The sequence below is a fragment of the Exiguobacterium sp. SH5S13 genome (assembly GCF_004337085.1).
Taxonomy (GTDB): Bacteria; Bacillota; Bacilli; order Exiguobacteriales; family Exiguobacteriaceae; genus Exiguobacterium; species Exiguobacterium aurantiacum_A.
Genome location: NZ_SJUS01000002.1, coordinates 130606 through 148495 on the forward strand (window position 1 = coordinate 130606; position 17890 = coordinate 148495).

The window sequence follows — 17890 nt, forward strand, 5'->3', positions numbered from 1 at the left end:
AAAAAGGGGATGAAAGGATGAATCAGAACACGGAGCAACTTCGGACCGATCCGATCGGACGCCTGCTGTTTAAGCTGTCGCTGCCGGCGATGATCGGTATGCTGGTGACGGCGCTCTATAATATAATTGACACGATTTTCGTCTCGCGTGGCATCGGACCGGCTGCGGTGGCCGCGATCGGGATCGCGTTCCCGATTCAAATGATTCTGATGGCCGTCTCGAGTGCGGTCGGTCTCGGCGGGGCCTCGATCAGTTCGCGGAAACTCGGCAAAGGAGACGACGCCGGTGCCGCCGTCACGTTCATGAACGTGCTCGTGCTCGTTGGTGTGTTCGCCGCGTTCGCGGTCAGTTCGGCCATCTTCATGCTCGATTCGATCTTGACCGTGTTCGGGGCGACGTCGGAGATCATGGAATTGAGTCGTCAATACTTATCGGTCACGCTGATCAGTTCGCCGTTCTTCATGTTCACGCTCGCGGCGAGCGCGATGGTACGGGCCGAAGGACAGGCACCTTATCAGATGAAAGTGATGCTCACGACCGTCGTCGTCAACTTGGTGTCGACGCCGCTGTTCATCTTCACGTTCGGATGGGGTATTTACGGGGCGGCCTGGTCGACGGCACTCGCTCAAGTCGTCGGGTCGGTGCTCATGTTACGCTTCTTTTTCGCAAAAAATCGCCGAACCGAGCTCGACTTCCAATGGCGGAAGTTTCGGCTGCGGTTCGGCGAATTGAAGGAGATTATGGCAATCGGGTCATCCTCGTTCGTCATGATGGTGTCGCAATCGATCTTGTTCGTCTTCGTCAACATCATGCTCGGGACGTATGGTGGGACCCAAGAATTGGCCACGTTCGCCATTTTGAATAAGTTCATGGCGCTCGTCGGAATGCCGATCATGGGCATCGTCCAAGGCATGCAACCGATAGTCGGCTATAACTTCGGGGCGCGACAGTTCGAGCGGATGCGCGAGACGATTTGGACGGCGCTACGGGCTGGGATCGCGATTGCGGTCTTCATCTGGCTGACGCTCCAGCTGTTCCCAGAACCGCTCATGCGCATGTTCACGTCCGACGCGAACTTGATTGCTGGCGGGGTGACGGCGATTCATGTCCTGTTCGCTGTCTCGTTCTTAACGAGCGTCCAAATGCTCGTCAACGGCATCTATCAATCACTCGGGAAAGCCCGGGTCGCGATGTTCTTGTCGTTGTCTCGGCAGACGCTTTATACGATTCCGCTCGTCTTTATCTTACCGAACTTCTTCGGTGTGTTCGGTGTGTGGCTCGCCTTCCCAATCGCCGACGGCTTGACCTTCCTGACAGCGATCGGCATGGCGATTTGGGACCGGAAACTGCTGTTCCGTCCGTCAGAAGATGAGGTGGAAGCGAAAGCGAAAGCGACCAATTTATGAAACGACGTCCGTTCTTGTTGAACGGGCGTCTTCTTTTAGGAACAAGTAAATCCCACCGAGCAAAACGGCCGCGCCGATCCATTGCATCACGCCGAGCCGTTCCTCGAAGAAGACGAAGCCGAATAGCATGCCCCAGAGCGCCTCGCCGAGAATGGTGATGCTGACGACGGTCGCACTGACGCGGGCGAGGGCGTAGTTGAACAAGTTATGGCCGAGGAGCGTCGGGAAGAAGGCGAGGGCGATGAAATACCACCAATTCACTCCTTCGAAGCCGACGAACGTCGTGTCCCGAACGAGCAACATGAAACCGAGAACGAACGTGGCGACGAAATAGACGCTGAACGAGTAGTCGTTCGTCTTCATCTCGGTCCGAATGTGTTGACCGACGAGCCAGTAGCCGGCGATCAACAAGGCGGCGAGAAGCGCGAGCACATCCCCGTAGAGCGCGTCGCGACCGATTTGGATATCACCGGCCGCGACGAGCATGCCGCCGAGGACGGCGACGAGTGCAAATGCCAAACCTTTTCGGGTCGGATGTTTTTTAAAGAACAGGGCGTTCCCGATGAGGACGAAAATCGGGCTCGACGTCACGAACAACGTCGAACTCGCGACGGTCGTGTAGTCGAGCGATAAAAACCAGAGCCAGAAATGGAAGGCGAGGAGCGTCCCGCTGAGCAAGATCGCGTAGCGGGTGTTCGAGCGTAACGAGAAGAGCGAGCGGTAATCGAGAAACGGTAACAACATGAGGCTCGAGAACAGCATGCGGTAGAAAGCGGCCGTCTCCGCCGGAGCGGACGTCCATTTGACGAACAAGACGCTCGTCGACAGGAAAAAGACGGCGGCAAATAAAATTAAATAAGACAACAGGCATCCCCCTTTGGTTTTGTACATATTCCTCTAATGATATAATGAAACATACGAGAAAAAACATTCTTTTTCGAAAGTGTCGTTTCGACGAGATCGTTCGAACGACAACGAAAGTAGGGATCACATGAGATTAATCATTGCGGAGAAACCGTCGCAGGCACAAAAGCTGGCGGCGCCGTATCCATCAAAAAAGAGAAAAGACGAGATTGAAATCGCAGCATGCCAACGTTTCCCGGAAGGTGCCATCGTCGTTTGGGCAGTTGGCCACTTATGTGAACTCCAAGAGCCGTCCCACTACCGCCCGGAGTGGAAGTCTTGGAAGTATGAATCACTTCCGATTGTCCCAGACCGGTTCGACTATCGCATCTCGAAGGGCAAGTCGAAGCCGTTCCAGACAATCAAAAAATGGCTCCACGACCGCTCGATCACGGACGTCATCATCGCTTCTGACGCCGAGCGGGAAGGAGAGGCGATCGTTCGTCTCATCTTGCGCCTTGCCGGCAACAAAAAACCGCTCGAGCGCTTATGGATCTCGAGTTTGACCGAGCAGGCGGTCGACCGCGGCTTCGCGCAGCTGTTGCCGGGAGAGCAGACGATTCCGTATTACCATGAGGCGATGAGTCGTGCCTGTGCCGACTGGCTCGTCGGTATGAACGCATCGCGCGCATATACGACGCTCTTGAAGACGATTGGCATCGAAGACGTGTTCTCACTCGGCCGCGTCCAGACACCGACGCTCGCCTTGATCGTCAATCGAGAGCGCGAGATCAAACAGTTCGTCCCGGAGGCGTACTTCGAGGTCGAAGCGACGCTCCAAAAAGGACGGGGCACGTTCAAAGCGAAATACACACTTGGAAAGACGACGAAACTGAAGACGCGTGAACAAGCTGACGCCGTCGTCGACCGATCGACCGGAACGGCGGTCGTGCGGTCGATTGATAAGGAAGACAAGACGGAACACCCACCGTTCTGGTTCAGCTTATCGGGTCTCCAGGCCGAGGCCGGCAAACGGTTCGGCTTCGGGGCGAAGAAGACGCTCGATATCGCCCAAAAGTTGTATACGAAAGGGTGGATCAGTTATCCGCGGACAGATTCTAGTTTCGTCACGCCCGACGAGGCGACGCTGTTCCCGCAGACGAAAGCACGGCTGTTGAAGTCTGCGGCATATGCTGGACTCGCTGACGTGTTGACCGAGAACCCGTCCCGGAACAGCCGCTACGTCAACGCGAAAAAAGTGAGCGATCACTATGCGATCATTCCGACCGAAGCGTGCGGCGATGTGGGTCGACTTAGCGGGGATGAGGCGAAACTGTATGACTTGATCAACCGCCGCTTTCTGGCGGCGTTCGCCCCCTCGGCCAAACTCGAGAAGACGACCGTCGACTTGATGGACGGGGAAGACTTATACCGGGCAAAAGGGACGGTCGTTGTCAGCCCCGGGTACCGTCAAGTCGTCGAGATGAAGTCAAAAGACGTCGAGCTTCCGGTGCTGACAACCGGTGAGCCGTTGACTGAAAAGAAAGTCGAAGTGTTATCGAAACAGACAGAGCCTCCAAAACGGTATACGGAAGGCGCGCTCATCATGGCGATGAAAGTCGCCGGGAAACAGCTCGACGACGAGGAACTGATCCATATCATGAAAGAAGTCGAGGGGCTCGGCACGGAAGCGACTCGGGCGAACATAATCGACGGCTTGAAGAAGCGGGGTTATGTTGAACTTCAAAAGAAAGAGCTCGTTCCGACCGATAAAGGCCGTCTGTTAATCGATGTGCTCGGCGACAGCATTCTCGCCTCGCCGGCCATGACCGCGAAATGGGAGAAGCGGCTCCATGAGATCGGACAGGCGTCTGCGTCTGCGGCCGAATTCATCGACCAGGCGAAAAAGATGTCGATTCATCTCGTCGAAGAAGCCAAAGCGAGAGTCGCGGCGGCGAATCCGGAAGGCTATACGATTGAACCGAGACGATTCGGGAAGAAATCTGCCTCGCGGCCAAAAGCGTCGTTTGGCGTCTGTCCGAGCTGTGGAAAAGGACTCGTCGAGCATCCGAAGTTCATCGGTTGCAGCGGCTACCGCGAAGGGTGCAAATTCACCGTGTCAAAACAAGTGCTCGGTGTCGGACTCGCGAAAGATGAACTGAAACAGATGATCAACGGCGGGCAGTCAAATGTTCATGCGTTCAAAAAAGGCGACAAGACGTTTGAGGCCACGCTCTATCTTGAAAAAGGGGCGATACGCTTCGAGTTCAATTGAACTACCCCCACCTACGCTTCGCTTAGAGGGGGAGGATTCCTGAGTTATCCGACCTAACAGTCGAAACCTGATCAGGCTAGCCCCGTCGTCCCGACGGTTGAAGAGGCGAAGATACGCCGAGCCTCTCGTTTGAGGTTCAGTCCTGCGTTCACATCGCGGTCGTGGTGGGTCCCGCAGCCCGGGCATGTCCACTCACGCAGACCAAGATGCTTCACGTCTTTGTGTCGATGACCGCAACTCGAACAGAGCTGGCTCGAGGCGAAGGTCTTCCCGACCTTCACGACGGTCTTGCCGTACCAGTCCGCCTTGTATTCGAGCATGCGGAAGAACTCCGACCAACTCACCTCCGAGATGGACTTGCTGAGCGCGCGGTTCTTCTGCATGTTCTTCACCTGCAAGGTCTCGATGCCGATAATGTCGTGGTTTTTGACGATCTCGGTCGATACCTTGTGCAGGAAGTCGGTGCGCTTGTTGGCGATCTTCTCATGGATGCAGGCGACCTTCCGTTTCTGTTTCTGATAGTTCTTCGCCTCCGACAGCTTGATGTTCCGGTTCAGGGCGATGAGCCGACGACGGGAGAGCTTGCGCTGCTCACGTGCCAGTTTCTTCTCGAGCGTGCGAAAGTAGCGGTCGTTTTGGTACACCGTGCCGTCGGACAGGATGGCGAAGTTCTTGAGCCCGACGTCGACGCCGACGGTTGAGCCGGTCTTCGGCAGTTCGTCGATTTCCTGCTCGACGAGGAGGGAGACGAAGTATTTGCCTGAGGCGTTACGTCGGATCGTGGCGTTCAAGATACGGCCCTCGACCTGCTTCGAGTTGGCGAACCGGACCCACTTCAACTTCGGCAGCTTGAGCCGGTTGCCGACGATCGACACCTCAGGAAGTTGAGACTTGCCCTGGATGTTCGTCGTTTAGAAGTGGGCGTATTCTCGCCTAATTTTGATAAAAATAGAGCCATCCGTCGTGGATGGCTCTATTTGTCCTGCTGATCTTGTTCGGTGATGCGGCGATTGATCTCATCGTAGTCGAGAACGATGTCATCTTTGTTGTCTTTGTAGGCGTATCCTTTTTGGATGACGACGACAGAGGCGATCAAGACGAGCAAAATGATCAATCCACTTACGGCAAATATCCATCCCATGGCGCATTCCTCGCTTTCTTTTTTTTAGTATGACAAAAAGCTGAGACGTTCTCCATGTTTGAGCCTCTCACAACTGTTACAGGTTTGAAATGGTTGGTCTCTTGATTAGATATGATACAATAACATATAGAAGAACACTGACAGAGAAGGTAGGGATGACTATGGCGATTTTGATTGTCGACGACGAACCGGTCAATACGATGGTTCTCGAACAATTATTGCATCAACACGATTATGAGACGGTCTCGGTCTCAAGTGGTGAAGATGCTCTCGCGCTCCTCATGGACCCGCAAGCCCCGTCGCTGTATGACCTTGTCCTGCTCGATGTCGAGATGCCGGGCATCTCAGGGATTGAAACGTGCAAACGGATTCGACAAATGACAGGATATGAAGAACTGCCGGTAATCATGGTGTCGGGCCGGACCGAAGAGAAGCAAATTGCCGAAGGGCTAGATGCTGAAGCGTCCGACTATACGACGAAGCCGATCAAAATCACCGAACTCCTCGCCCGGATTCGCTCGGCGCTCCGTTACAAAGCGGCCGTCGATGAACGGAAAAAATATGAGGCTCGTCTCCAATATGACCTGGATTTGGCCCAAAAGATTCAGCAGAGCGCACTGACCCCACCAATCAGTAGCGCGGAAATCGATATGCGGGCGCTGTACCTGCCATCTAAAAAATTGGCGGGTGACATGTACGCCTGGTTCCAAGTCGCGCCTGATCGTTACGGTGTCATCATTTTCGACGTGATGGGTCACGGCGTGTCTTCAGCCTTGATCACGATGGGAATCCGCTCGATCTTGCCAGGCCTTGTCGCCAACGTCCAGTACCCGGTCGACGTCATGACCGAACTGAACCGACAGATGACGTTCCTGTTTTCAGGCGACGATATGCAAAGTTATTTCACGGCCGTCTATTGTTACATCGATACGACGAATCAACGCATCGAGTATGTCAATGCCGGCCATCCGCCTGTGATCGTGACGTCTCCGGAAGGGATGACTCGTCTCGAGACGACTGGGGTGCCGGTCGGCATGTTCGAGGAACCGAATTATGAATCGAAAGAAATCAAGATCACGCCAGGTATGGTCCTGCATATGTACACGGACGGACTGATGGAATGTTATAGCAAAGACATCGATGACGGCATCCGTTGGCTTGAAAAAGACATCGCCACGTACGGCTTAGATTATGCCCGTCACGTTGCCGAACGGCTCGTCCCGAAAATCGAGATTGACGACGACTTGTGCCTCGTCACGGTAAAGCTAACTTAAACGACAAAAGGATGAGACCGTCGCTCATGACGATTTCATCCTTTTGTCTAGAAATAACGTTTCCGCCATAAAATATAAAAGGCGAGACTCGAAAAACCGACCATCATGGCAAGTGCGAACACGAAACCGATTGATTGTCCTTCCCATGGGACTTGGACGTTCATCCCAAAGATCCCGGAAATCATCGTCGGAATACTGAGCACGATCGTGATCGACGCCAAGAACTTCATGACGAAGTTGACGTTGTTCGAGATGATCGACCCGAACGCATCCATCTTAATGCTGATGATGTCGTTATAAATCGAGGCCATCTCCATCGCCTGACGATGCTCGACGAATACGTCTTCTAACAAGTCTTCGTCTTCTTCATGCTTCTCAAGACTCGGCGTCTTGACGATGCGGTCGAGGACGCTGTCATTCGCTTTGAGCGATGTCATGAAGTAGACGAGCGACTTCTGTAAGTTCATCAACTGGAAAATTTCCTGATTTCGCATCGAACGTTGAAGTTCTTGCTCTAGCTCTTCCATTCGCCGGTCGATCTGGCGAAGGAACCGCAAGTACGTCATGCTGACTCGGTGCAAAATCTGGAAGACGAACCGGCTACGATAGTTTGTCCGGAACAAGCGGGCTTTGCCGTTAGCGAACAAGTTGAGTACATCGAGGTCACGCGAACAGACGGTGATGAAATGTCGTCCCGTGACGATGATACCGAGTGGGATCGTATTATAGGCACGTCCCGTATCGTCTTCTTCAACGTATGGAACGTCAATGATCATGAGCAGGCCTTCGTCATCTTTCTCAAAGCGCGGCTTTTCTTCAATATCAAGTGGGTCGTACACGAAGTCTTCAGGAATGCCGGAGGCGGCAATGACTTGATCGGCCTCGTCTTTCGTCGGGTTGACGAGTTGGATCCAGCTTCCTTTGTCAAAGTCTTCGATCTCGTGCACACGACCAGATGCGTCGGTACGGTAAATCGTTAGCATAATCTTCCTCCTACCTTAGCTCAACTTTATTATAGGTAGGCGAGTAGGAGAGTGCAATCGCAAAGAAGGAGATTTTTTGTTTTCTCTCGAAAACATCCTACAGTGAGTTAGAATGTCAGAAGGAATGAGTAGAAGGAGGGATGGAGATGACTCAAACACCCCAAAACGCTCTGTTTAACGAAGATAAATTAGCAGAGCTCCATCAAATCGCAAGTGGAAATAAAGATTTTCTGAAAAAGATTGCCGAGACTTACGTCGCGCAGTTCGAGGCGAAGTTTCCTGAATTAAAGCGCGTGGTCGAGACGAAAGATCATGAACAAATCGAACAACTCGCCCACTTGTTAAAGGGAGCCTCTTATTCGGTCGGACTTGACGAGACGGCGTCGCGTTTCCAACAACTTGAACTCGCCGGTGAGACGAACGAAGTCGAGAACCTTGAACCGGTGCTTGAGGACATCGAGCGTCAAATGCAACGGTTCGCTGTCGAATGGGACGCCTATTTCAATCGATTGGTGTAATGAAAGAGGGGCCGCAATTTTGCGGCCCCTCGGTTTGTCATTTGGCTAAAAACTCATCGAGCGTCGCAATCAACATGCCGATTTCAGGCTTCGTGATTTGTGCGTTCGCGCCGACGGCATCGCCTTTATGTTTCAAGTCGTCTGAGATGAGTGACGAGAAAATTACGATCGGCAACGCCGCGTAGCGGTCCATTTCGCGTAGTCGTCTCGTCAAATGCAATCCGTCCATTTGTGGCATCTCGATGTCGGTGATGAGCAGATCGCATTCGACACCATCTTGCTCGAACGCATCAAGCGCTTCTTTCCCGTTGTTGAAGATTGTCGTGTTGAAGTAGCCTGCATCGTCGAGCGTGTCGATGATCAAGGTGCGGAGCATCTCCGAATCTTCTGCGATCCACACTTGTTTGTTCGAGCGTTCCCTTGCACCGAGTCGTTTGACGGATTCACGAGCCATGATGTCTTTTCGTGACAACTCGAGAGCGATGCGCTCATAGTCGAGAAGAATGATCATTTGGTCTCCTGTTTTGACGACGCCGTTCGTGATGCCTTGGACACCGCGGGCAAGATCTGACGGTGTGTCGATCTGTTCCCATGAGATGCGCTTGATCTCCGTCACTTGGTCGACCCGGAGCACTGATTTCTCGCCGTTAAACTCACAGACGATCAAGCGGTCCCCGTCTCCGGCTTCACGAGGATGACCGATGACCATCGGGAGATCGATGACCGTCATGACTTCGCCGCGCAATTCGATCAATCCCATGATCGCCTCAGGCGTTCCGGGTAACGGGGTAAGTGGAAGCATCGTGATGATCTCGCGAACCTTCATGACGTTAATCCCGAAAATAAACGGGCCTGACTGGAAAATGACGATTTCTAACTCGTTCGTACCTGCTTCAAGTAAAATATTATGATCCATGCTCAATGGTGGTCCCTCCTATATCGCGTTCTCTCTTCCTTTCTATCGGTCAAATCGACCAAAGTCTTCAGTTGAAAAGTGTCAAAGTCGGGTCAAAAATCACGAAAAGTCACTGAGTAACCGCTTACATTACACAAACTGAATCTTTATAGTTGTTCAACGGAATTGATTTTGCATACAATGAGGGTGGCAACGAGATATCACAGCTTACTCAGGAGGCAGATAGAGATTATGAGTATGAACACGTATCCATATTTAATTAACGGGCAATGGCAAGAATCAACAACAAATGAAACGATCGAACTCGTTTCACCTTATACAGAAGAAATCGTCGGACACGTCCAAGCGATGTCGCGCGACGAAGTCGACGAGGCGATTCACGGTGCCAAACGTGCACAACAAGAGTGGGCGGCGCTTCCGGTCAACAAGCGCGCCGAGCTGTTGTACGCATGGGCGGACAAACTCGAAGAGCGCGTCGATGAGATCGGTCAAATCATCATGCGCGAAGTTGGGAAGAACTTGAACGACGCGAAAAAAGAAGTCGTCCGCACAGCTGAGATTATTCGTTATACGGCTGAGGAAGGACTTCGTTTCACAGGTGGATTCATGCAAGGCGATTCGTTCCCGGGCGGATCAAAGAACAAAATGGCGATCATCAAAAAAGAGGCACTCGGTGTCGTTCTCGCGATCTCACCGTTCAACTATCCGGTCAACTTAGCCGCTGCTAAAATCGCCCCGGCCCTTATTACGGGGAACGCGGTCGTCTTCAAACCGGCGACGCAAGGTGCGATCAGTGGCGTCAAAATGGTCGAGGCACTGCAAGACGCCGGTCTTCCGAGCGGATTGTTGAACCTCGTGACGGGTCGCGGTTCGGTCATCGGCGACTACTTGACGTCGCACCCAGGTGTCGACATGATCACATTCACAGGCGGTACAGGAACCGGTCAACATTTGTCACAACAGGCATCGATGGTCCCGGTCGTCTTAGAGCTCGGCGGCAAAGACCCGGCGCTCGTCTTAGAAGACGCGGACATGACGCTTGCGGCGGATCAAATCGTCAGCGGTGCGTTCTCTTACTCGGGTCAGCGTTGCACAGCGATCAAACGCGTCTTCGTGCTCGAAGATCAAGCGGACGAACTCGTCGCCATGTTGAAACAGCGCGTCGAGAAACTCACGGTCGGTTCGCCAGTTGACAACAGCTTCATCGTCCCGCTCATCGACAAGAAGTCGGCTGACTATGTTCAAGGCTTGATCGACGACGCCGTCAACAAGCGTGCGACGGTCGTCCACGGCAACGAACGCGATGGCAACCTGCTCCACCCGACGCTGCTCGACCACGTCACGCGTGAGATGCGTGTCGCTTGGGAAGAACCGTTCGGACCTGTTCTTCCGATCATCCGTGTCAGCTCACTCGACGAGATGATCGAACTGACGAACGAGTCAGAGTTCGGTCTTCAAGCGAGCGTGTTCACGCAAAACGTGAACAGTGCGTTCACGGTCGCCGAAAAGCTCGAAGTCGGTACGGTCCAAGTCAACGGTCGAACGGAACGCGGTCCTGACCACTTCCCGTTCATCGGTGTGAAACAATCAGGTCTCGGTGTCCAAGGGATTGGACGCAGTCTTGAAACGATGACACGTGATAAAGTGACCGTCATCAACTTATAAACGATTGGAGGGGAGACATCCCCTCCTTTTTTTGTGCCATTGAAATCCCTTCATTCTGACAGGTATAATGAATGAAGATAGGTGGAAGGGGTTGTGTGGACGTGGCGAACTGGATTTCAAGTCAACTGGCAAGACTCGATATTCCGACACCGTTTGAGGTCGGTAACGTGAACGTATACATCGTAGAGCATGGGGGCCGGTTTTTCATGGTCGACTGTGGGCCAGATACGGAAGAGGCATGGGCGTCCTTGAACGACGAATTGGCTGAACTCGAACTGACGCTCGCGGACATCGATTTTCTATTTTTAACGCACCATCATGCTGACCATGCCGGTCAAGCTTGGCGGCTGCGGGATGTCTCGATTCCAGTCTATGGTCACGAGAAGCTCGTTCGTTATTTGGAACAGACACCGAACTTTATTAAAAAAGGCAATCACTTCTTATATGAACTGGCTCATTGGTTTGGGGCACCGGAGTCGATCATCACCAAGTTGCCGGACTACCGGGAGGCGCTACGTTGGATCGGTCCGACGACCGTCACGATGACGTTCGAAGAAGGACAAGACGTGACGAGCGACGGGGCTTGGAAGACGATTCATCTACCGGGACACGCGAGCGATCAACTCGGACTGCTCGGGCCGGGCGGCGTCTTGATCGCCGGTGATCATTTGATCGATGCGGTCGAACCGAACCCGTTGATCGAACAACCGTATGAGGACGAAGGGTTTGCGTCACCGGTCTTACTTTATCTCGATTCGCTTAGAAAGTTACAGGCGCTTGATATTAAGCTTGTCGTGAGCGGACACGGCAATCCGATTCAGCATCCGCGGGTACTCATCGAATCAAGGATCAGTCAACGCTATGAACGGAGCGAGCAGCTGCTGAACGACTGGGCCGACGGCTTGAGTGTGTTCGATTGGTCGATGCGGCTGTACGGGCGGAAGATGCGCCGGGCGATGCCGCTTGTCTTCAGCGAAGTGTTCGCGCGGTTGACATTGCTCGAGGAACGCGGTCATGTCGTCAAGCAGTTAGCCGATGGCAAATGGATTTATGTGAGAGTGGAGGAAGCAATGGAATGAGACATATTGTGATCACAGGTGCGTCGAGCGGCTTTGGTGCCGCTTTGGCGCATTCTTTTTCGGCAGCGGGCTATAAGCTGACGTTAATTGCCAGAAACGAGACGCGCCTTCGAGAGCTCGGGACGAAACTATCTGCAGACTGGATGGTCACGGATGTTTTGACAAGTTATGAGACGCTCGTCGACGATGTCGTACAGAAATATGGACCGATCGACGGTTGGATCAACAACGCCGGCGTCGGTGAGTTTGACCGGGTCGTTGATCAAACGACGGACGTCATCGAAGAGACGATGCGCTTGAACGCGATCGCGCCGATGGTGATGTCGCGTGACTGTGGGCGCCGGATGAAGCGAGGCGGGACGATCATAAACGTTTGCTCGCAAGCTGCCAAAGTGCCGACCCCGAAGTCGGCCGTGTACGCCGGATCGAAAGCGGCATTGCTCCAGTTTTCAAACGCGCTCCGGCTCGAGCTGAAGCCGGCAGGTGTCCATGTACTGACGGTCAATCTTGGTCCGATCAACACGCCGTTCTTTGACCGGGCTGATAAGACGGGGCGCTATGAACAGAGTGTGCGTCGTATCATGCTCGACCCAGATCAGTTGGCACAGCGGGTCGTCTCAGCGTTTGAACAGTCGAAACGTGAAGTCAACGCCCCGTGGTGGATGGACTTAGGCGGAAAACTGTACGCAATGTGCCCGATTTGGTTCGAACGGTTGGCAAAACGGGGATTTGACAAAAAGTAGTAGAGAGAGGGGAAGTACGATGCGACGAATACGACAATTAGGGCTGCTGTTTGCGCTTGTTTTCCTCAGCGCCTGCGGGACGACGGGAGCAGACCTGGCCCCGACGTTTGACGAGGCGGTTCAAGAGGCTGAGCAAACGACGGTCAACTTTTACTTGTGGGGCGGGGACGACGGCATCAACCGTTACATCGATGACTACGTCGCACCACGCCTGAAAGAGACATACGATATCGAGTTGAATCGCGTCCCGATGGACACGGCCGAATTCATTCGCCAACTGTCACTCGATAAACGTTCGAATCGAGAGGCGGGCACGATCGACCTCATGTGGATCAATGGCGATAATTTTAGAAACGCGGCCGAGGCGGAGCTTCTACAAGGCGACCTGCTCGATAAAATCCCGAACGCAGCACTTTTGAACGAGACCGCGCAAGCGACCGACGCCGGGACGCCGACCGACGGACTCGAGGTGGCGTGGGGCAACGTTCAGTTCGTGCTGCACTATGATGCCGACAAAGTGACGAATCCTCCGGCGACGTTCGAAGAACTACATCGTTGGACCGAAGCAAATCCAGGCCGTTTCACGTATCCTGAAGTGACAGACTTCACCGGTAACGCGTTCGTCCGCCATCTGCTCTATGCCGAGTACGGGGAAACGATCCGAAGCGATCAAACGATCCCGGATGCATTTTGGGATGAACTCGCGACGTGGTCACCGAATCTGTGGAAACAAGGAGCGACGTATCCGAAGTCACTCGCCCAACTCGACCAACTTTATGCGAAAGGTGACGTGTGGATGACGATGGGATTCAATGAGCGTCGTGCTGAGGCCGAGCGAAACGACGGCGTGTTTCCAGACGGGACGCGTGCACTCGTCCTCGACCATTCAATCGCCTCGACGCATTTTCTCGCGGTCCCGTTCAACGCAAGCAATCCGAACGGTGCCATCGTCGTGATCAATGAATTGTTGTCACCGGAAGCCCAACTCGCCAAACAAGATGCGACGTATTGGGGTGACGGGACATCGCTCGATTTGACGAAGCTTGAACGAGCGGACCGGGAAGCCTTCCTCAAACTGGACACGGGCGTCACGTATCCAGACCCTGAACAACTTGCCGAACGTTCGATTGCCGACTTCGGGCCGAGCGTGATCGATCAAGTTCGTGAAGGATGGTCCCGTGTCGCGAGGTAGCGTCGGCTTGAGCGTCATCGTCTTATTGCTACCGCTCGCCGGTCTTGTATTTCTAGCCGGTGAGACCGCTTCATTCGAATGGACGTCACTTTGGCGCGATGCGGCGTGGCGGGCGAGTTTAGCCGTCACGCTTTACGTGACGCTCGTCTCGACGACGATTTCGCTACTCATCGGGACGTGGTTGGCACGAACGGTCCGGATTCGAGAGGCGGTTTGGCTTTCAGCGCTGCTCAAATTGCCGATGTTCGTGCCGCATGTCGCAGGTGCGTATTTATTTTTGTTGTTGTTCTCGGGCGGTTTTCCGTTTTACGGGCTTGTGGAAGCGAACGAGCGCCATCACTTTGTCGTCATATTGACGTATGTGTGGAAAGAAGTGCCGTTCGTCTTTTTGATGATGCTCGGCACATACGGGCAACTGAATCGCGGCTATCTCGATATGGCGAAGACGCTCCAACTCACACGGTTCGAGCAGTTCAAAGTCGCGGAGTGGCCGTTTTTACTGAAGCCACTCTTGGACTCGTTTTGGATTTTAGTGGCGTTCATCTCGTTCGCTTACGAGGTACCGGCCCTGCTCGGGGTCACATTCCCGGAGCTGCTCGGGGTGCTCGCATACGAACGGCTGACGACAGGGTTGTTTTTAAACGCGAATGAATCCTACGCGGTCGCACTCGTTTGGACACTATTGATCTCAGTCGGGGCTTTTGTATCGTATCTCGTTACGGCCAAACGAAGACGCCGGATTGAAAAAGGGGTGAGGCGATGAGTCGGGTCCTTATCATTAGTTTCATCTTGTTCCCGTTTCTCGGCTTACTCTTCGGTTTGCCTTCTCCGATCCGATTGGATGAAGTGCTCATGAACACGGTGTTCTACGTCGTCAGTTTGGCCGTCATCAATGTCTGGCTCGGTCTCGGGACAGCGTGGTGGCTGATTTTTACAGAGTCGAGATGGCGGACACTCGTCGAGTGGCTCGTCTTTATCCCGTTGTTCATTCCGGTCATGGCGAGTATGTTCGGTATGTACATCGTGCTCGCGAACGTCGGGCTCGTCGGGACGTATGCCGGTGTCTTGCTCGTCTTGCTCGTCTCGACGCTCCCGTACTCGATCCGGCTCGCCTACAATGCGATGTATGTGATCGGACGCCCGCTCCTTGAGCAGACGATGACACTGCCGCCGCTTCCTCGATTTAGCATGGTGCTGTTTCCTTTGTTGGCGGCGACGATGCGGGCGATCGTCTTGTTCTCGACGGTCATCGTTCTCGGTCAGTTCGTGCTCGTGCAATTGATCGGTGCGGGGCTCATCCCGACCGTCACGACACAACTGTATCAATCGTATGCGGGAAATGACGTTTCATTGGCACTACAAAACACGTGGGTCCTCATCTTGTTGCCGGTCTTGTTGTATATCGGTCTCGGAGGATTGTTCCGCGTAGCGGTACGAATTATGAAGGAGCGGTTAAGATGAGTTTAGTCGTTACAGGAATACAAAAGAACTTCAAACAACGCGACGTATTGAACGGGGTCGACCTGATCGTTGACAAGAAAGAGATCCATGCGCTTGTCGGGGTGAGCGGGTCCGGGAAGTCGACGTTGCTACGGATTATCGCCGGACTTGAGACGGCAGACACGGGGACGGTGACGTGGGACGGAGAGCCGCTCCTCGGGACGCCTCCTCACAAGCGGCGCATCACGATGCTGTCACAATCACCGCTTCTGTTCCCGCATTTGTCGGTCGGGGAGAACGTGACGCTCGCGACTCAAAATCGGTCACGGGAGCAGGCAGAGGCGTGGCTTGCCCGTGTCCGCCTTCCGGGCCGATATGACGATGACATCCACGAACTTTCCGGAGGCGAGCAACAGCGTGTCAGTTTTGCCCGTGCCCTTGCGGCCGAGCCGCGGCTCATTTTGTTAGATGAGCCGTTCACGAATCTCGATCCGGATTTGAAATACGAGTTGCAGCGGCTGATCCGGGACCTCGTCCAACAACTCGAGTTGACGGCGTTGCTCGTGACCCACGACCGGGAAGAAGCGATGCTCGTCGCCGATCGGGTGACGTTGCTCGAAGACGGAGAAGTCCTGGCGACGGGGACACCAGGCGAACTTTACGAGACTGAGCCGGCGTTTGGAGACTTTATCGAGCTTTCAGGTTCGTCTTATCCGGCGACGATGATGGAAGTGACGAAACAAGCAGGCGAACCGGTCGTACTCGTCCGACAGTTGAATCGCTTCGGCAATCGGCTAGGCGAGTATCGCCTCGCGACCGGTACGTACGTCATTCTCCCCCGGGACGAATCGTTTCAGATCGGGGAGACCTACTATTTGCGGAAGAAAAAAGGAGTGGTTTGATGCTAGACACGTACGGAAGCCGCTGGGTTCGTCCCATCGTTGAACGAGGGGCCGATCGGCTTCTAAAATGGAATTTCACACCGAACGAAGTGACAATCCTTGGAGGGATCATCGGGATCTCGGTCGGGTTCTTTATTTATAATGACATGCTTTGGACAGCGGTCGCCCTGCTTTGGTTATCGGGTCTTCTCGATGTCATTGACGGGACGATGGCGCGCCGCTCTCGGAAGACGGGGTTTGGCACAGTGCTCGACCTCGTCTTCGATCGCATCGTCGAGATCTCGGTCGTCGTCGCGCTGGCGCTTCGTTATCCTGAGCACATGCCGGTCTTTCTCTTCTTGCTCGGATCCTTCGTCGTTGCGATGACGCTGTTTCTCGCCGTCGGAGCCAGCAGTTCAAAACGTTCTGAGAAATCATTTTATTATCAACCGGGTCTCCTTGAACGGACGGAGTGCTTCATCTTGTTCACGCTCATGATTTTGTTCCCGTCGTGGATCGGGGTCGTCGCGACGCTGTTCCTCATCCTTGAAGTGTTCACGATCAGCCAGCGCCTGTTGGAAGCACGGCGGATTTTACGATGAAGCCGCGGCTCGTCCTAGTCGGGCTCGGTCACGGGCAACTCGAAATTTTAGCGCGGATCGAACAGTTGCGTGAACGGTACGAGGTCAGTTATGTCGGACTTGAGGAAACGGTTTATACCGGGGCGTTCCCCCAAGTGATCGCAAATGAGATGGCTTCGGCAGTCGTCAACTTGCGACCGGATGTCACACCGGTCGCGAGCAGACTCATCTCGCTCGACCCGGTCAAGCGAATCATCGAGACCGATCAAGGTATGATCGCTTATGATCACCTCGTGCTCGCGACAGGTGCGAAGAGCCGAGGGATCGGAACGGGCTTGAAACCGATGACGGACGTAGCAATCGAACACATTCAAGCGAGCCGTGCGGTCACGATCGTCGGAGGGGGCAAAGCTGGCGTCGAGCTCGCTTTCGCTTGCGTGAGGTCGAAGCAACACGTCACGCTCTATGCGAAGCAGATTTTGCCGGACTTGCCGAACCGGGTCGGCCGTCACATTGCCCGTCGTCTCGTTGCAAGCGGGGTGACGCTGATCGCGCAACAGTATGAGGGTGGGGACGCGCCAGACGGTCTTGTCCTTGACGCGACTGGAGTCGTGCCGGTCGAGTGGTGGCACCGCTCAGGCCTTGCCGAGGAGGGGTCGTTTATTCCGACCGACGCTTATTTGCGTCACGCGACGTATCAAGATATTTACATCACCGGGGATATGGCAATGGGCTTGAACGGAGGCGTCGACGCGGTCCGATCGGGCCGTCACGTCGCGTCGGCGCTCCTCGGTGACCAAAAGCCATATAAACAGCGGACGTCGCTCAATATTTTATTGACGACTCCGGGACACGCCTTACTCACGTTTGGGCGCTTGACGTGGCACGGCCGGTGTTCGTATTGGATCAAGCGTCAAATCGACAGGCGCTACATGCAGAAATTCACGCACTAA

17 protein-coding genes and 1 pseudogene are annotated in these 17890 nt (G+C 54.1%); 13 read left to right on the top strand and 5 right to left on the bottom strand.

From position 1 onward, the window contains the following. Positions 1-17 precede the first annotated feature (17 nt). Positions 18-1406 (top strand): MATE family efflux transporter, encoded by a 1389-nt coding sequence (locus tag EVJ30_RS02110; protein ID WP_131458465.1) that lies wholly within the window; start codon positions 18-20, stop codon positions 1404-1406. On the opposite strand, the gene EVJ30_RS02115 is transcribed toward EVJ30_RS02110, so the two are convergent. Further along, the gene (locus EVJ30_RS02115) at positions 1401-2270 is read right to left on the bottom strand and encodes a DMT family transporter (RefSeq protein ID WP_236634050.1); all 870 of its coding nucleotides are present in this window, start codon (positions 2268-2270) and stop codon (positions 1401-1403) included. The two genes, EVJ30_RS02110 and EVJ30_RS02115, sit on opposite strands and share 6 nt — an antisense overlap. Positions 2271-2397: 127 nt before the next feature. On the opposite strand from EVJ30_RS02115, the gene EVJ30_RS02120 reads away from it, so the two are divergent. Further along, positions 2398-4524 carry a DNA topoisomerase III gene (locus tag EVJ30_RS02120; RefSeq protein WP_131467887.1) on the top strand — a complete coding sequence of 709 codons (2127 nt, stop codon included), beginning with the start codon at positions 2398-2400 and terminating at the stop codon, positions 4522-4524. Between the two features lie 71 nt (positions 4525-4595). On the opposite strand, the pseudogene EVJ30_RS02125 reads toward EVJ30_RS02120, so the two are convergent. Next, positions 4596-5432: pseudogene (locus EVJ30_RS02125) on the bottom strand (RNA-guided endonuclease TnpB family protein); the annotation flags it as partial. A gap of 65 nt (positions 5433-5497) precedes the next feature. After that, the gene (gene ytzI, locus EVJ30_RS02130; RefSeq protein WP_131458459.1) at positions 5498-5665 is read right to left on the bottom strand and encodes a YtzI protein; all 168 of its coding nucleotides are present in this window, start codon (positions 5663-5665) and stop codon (positions 5498-5500) included. A gap of 161 nt (positions 5666-5826) precedes the next feature. Between ytzI and EVJ30_RS02135 the strand changes: the two genes are divergently transcribed. Next, positions 5827-6939 carry a PP2C family protein-serine/threonine phosphatase gene (locus EVJ30_RS02135; protein ID WP_070327094.1) on the top strand — a complete coding sequence of 371 codons (1113 nt, stop codon included), beginning with the start codon at positions 5827-5829 and terminating at the stop codon, positions 6937-6939. Positions 6940-6986: 47 nt separating this feature from the next. On the opposite strand, the gene EVJ30_RS02140 is transcribed toward EVJ30_RS02135, so the two are convergent. Next, complete coding sequence (locus EVJ30_RS02140; protein ID WP_071397678.1) at positions 6987-7922, bottom strand: magnesium transporter CorA family protein; 936 nt, start codon at positions 7920-7922, stop codon at positions 6987-6989. Between the two features lie 146 nt (positions 7923-8068). On the opposite strand from EVJ30_RS02140, the gene EVJ30_RS02145 reads away from it, so the two are divergent. After that, the gene (locus tag EVJ30_RS02145) at positions 8069-8440 is read left to right on the top strand and encodes an Hpt domain-containing protein (RefSeq protein WP_236634051.1); all 372 of its coding nucleotides are present in this window, start codon (positions 8069-8071) and stop codon (positions 8438-8440) included. 37 nt (positions 8441-8477) lie between these two features. Here the strand turns inward: EVJ30_RS02145 and EVJ30_RS02150 are convergent, their stop codons facing one another. After that, complete coding sequence (locus EVJ30_RS02150; RefSeq protein WP_131458499.1) at positions 8478-9356, bottom strand: chemotaxis protein CheV; 879 nt, start codon at positions 9354-9356, stop codon at positions 8478-8480. A 228-nt stretch (positions 9357-9584) separates the two neighbouring features. Here EVJ30_RS02150 and EVJ30_RS02155 point away from each other — a divergent pair, with 228 nt between their 5' ends. From EVJ30_RS02155 to EVJ30_RS02195, 9 genes are all read left to right on the top strand, one after another. Beyond that, entirely contained in the window at positions 9585-11021 is a 1437-nt protein-coding gene (locus EVJ30_RS02155; protein ID WP_131467934.1) for an NADP-dependent glyceraldehyde-3-phosphate dehydrogenase, read from the top strand. Positions 11022-11122: 101 nt separating this feature from the next. Continuing rightward, entirely contained in the window at positions 11123-12100 is a 978-nt protein-coding gene (locus tag EVJ30_RS02160) for an MBL fold metallo-hydrolase (protein WP_236634052.1), read from the top strand. Then, complete coding sequence (locus EVJ30_RS02165; RefSeq protein WP_236635966.1) at positions 12097-12843, top strand: SDR family NAD(P)-dependent oxidoreductase; 747 nt, start codon at positions 12097-12099, stop codon at positions 12841-12843. Before EVJ30_RS02160 ends, EVJ30_RS02165 begins: the two co-directional genes overlap by 4 nt. 19 nt (positions 12844-12862) lie before the next feature. Then, positions 12863-14035: an ABC transporter substrate-binding protein gene (locus tag EVJ30_RS02170; RefSeq protein ID WP_131467891.1), complete on the top strand. Its 1173-nt coding sequence runs from the start codon at positions 12863-12865 to the stop codon at positions 14033-14035. Further along, a complete protein-coding gene (locus EVJ30_RS02175; RefSeq protein ID WP_131458450.1) occupies positions 14022-14798 on the top strand; it encodes an ABC transporter permease in 777 nt (258 codons plus the stop codon). The genes EVJ30_RS02170 and EVJ30_RS02175 overlap by 14 nt, the downstream gene beginning before the upstream one ends. Beyond that, positions 14795-15496, top strand: a complete 702-nt coding sequence (locus EVJ30_RS02180) for an ABC transporter permease family protein (RefSeq protein ID WP_131467893.1) — start codon at positions 14795-14797, stop codon at positions 15494-15496. Before EVJ30_RS02175 ends, EVJ30_RS02180 begins: the two co-directional genes overlap by 4 nt. Beyond that, complete coding sequence (locus EVJ30_RS02185) at positions 15493-16377, top strand: ABC transporter ATP-binding protein (protein ID WP_131458446.1); 885 nt, start codon at positions 15493-15495, stop codon at positions 16375-16377. Before EVJ30_RS02180 ends, EVJ30_RS02185 begins: the two co-directional genes overlap by 4 nt. Beyond that, on the top strand, positions 16377-16958 hold the full coding sequence (locus tag EVJ30_RS02190; protein WP_070327104.1) for a CDP-alcohol phosphatidyltransferase family protein: 582 nt from the start codon (positions 16377-16379) through the stop codon (positions 16956-16958). The genes EVJ30_RS02185 and EVJ30_RS02190 overlap by 1 nt, the downstream gene beginning before the upstream one ends. Then, the gene (locus EVJ30_RS02195) at positions 16955-17890 is read left to right on the top strand and encodes an NAD(P)/FAD-dependent oxidoreductase (RefSeq protein ID WP_131467895.1); all 936 of its coding nucleotides are present in this window, start codon (positions 16955-16957) and stop codon (positions 17888-17890) included. The genes EVJ30_RS02190 and EVJ30_RS02195 overlap by 4 nt, the downstream gene beginning before the upstream one ends.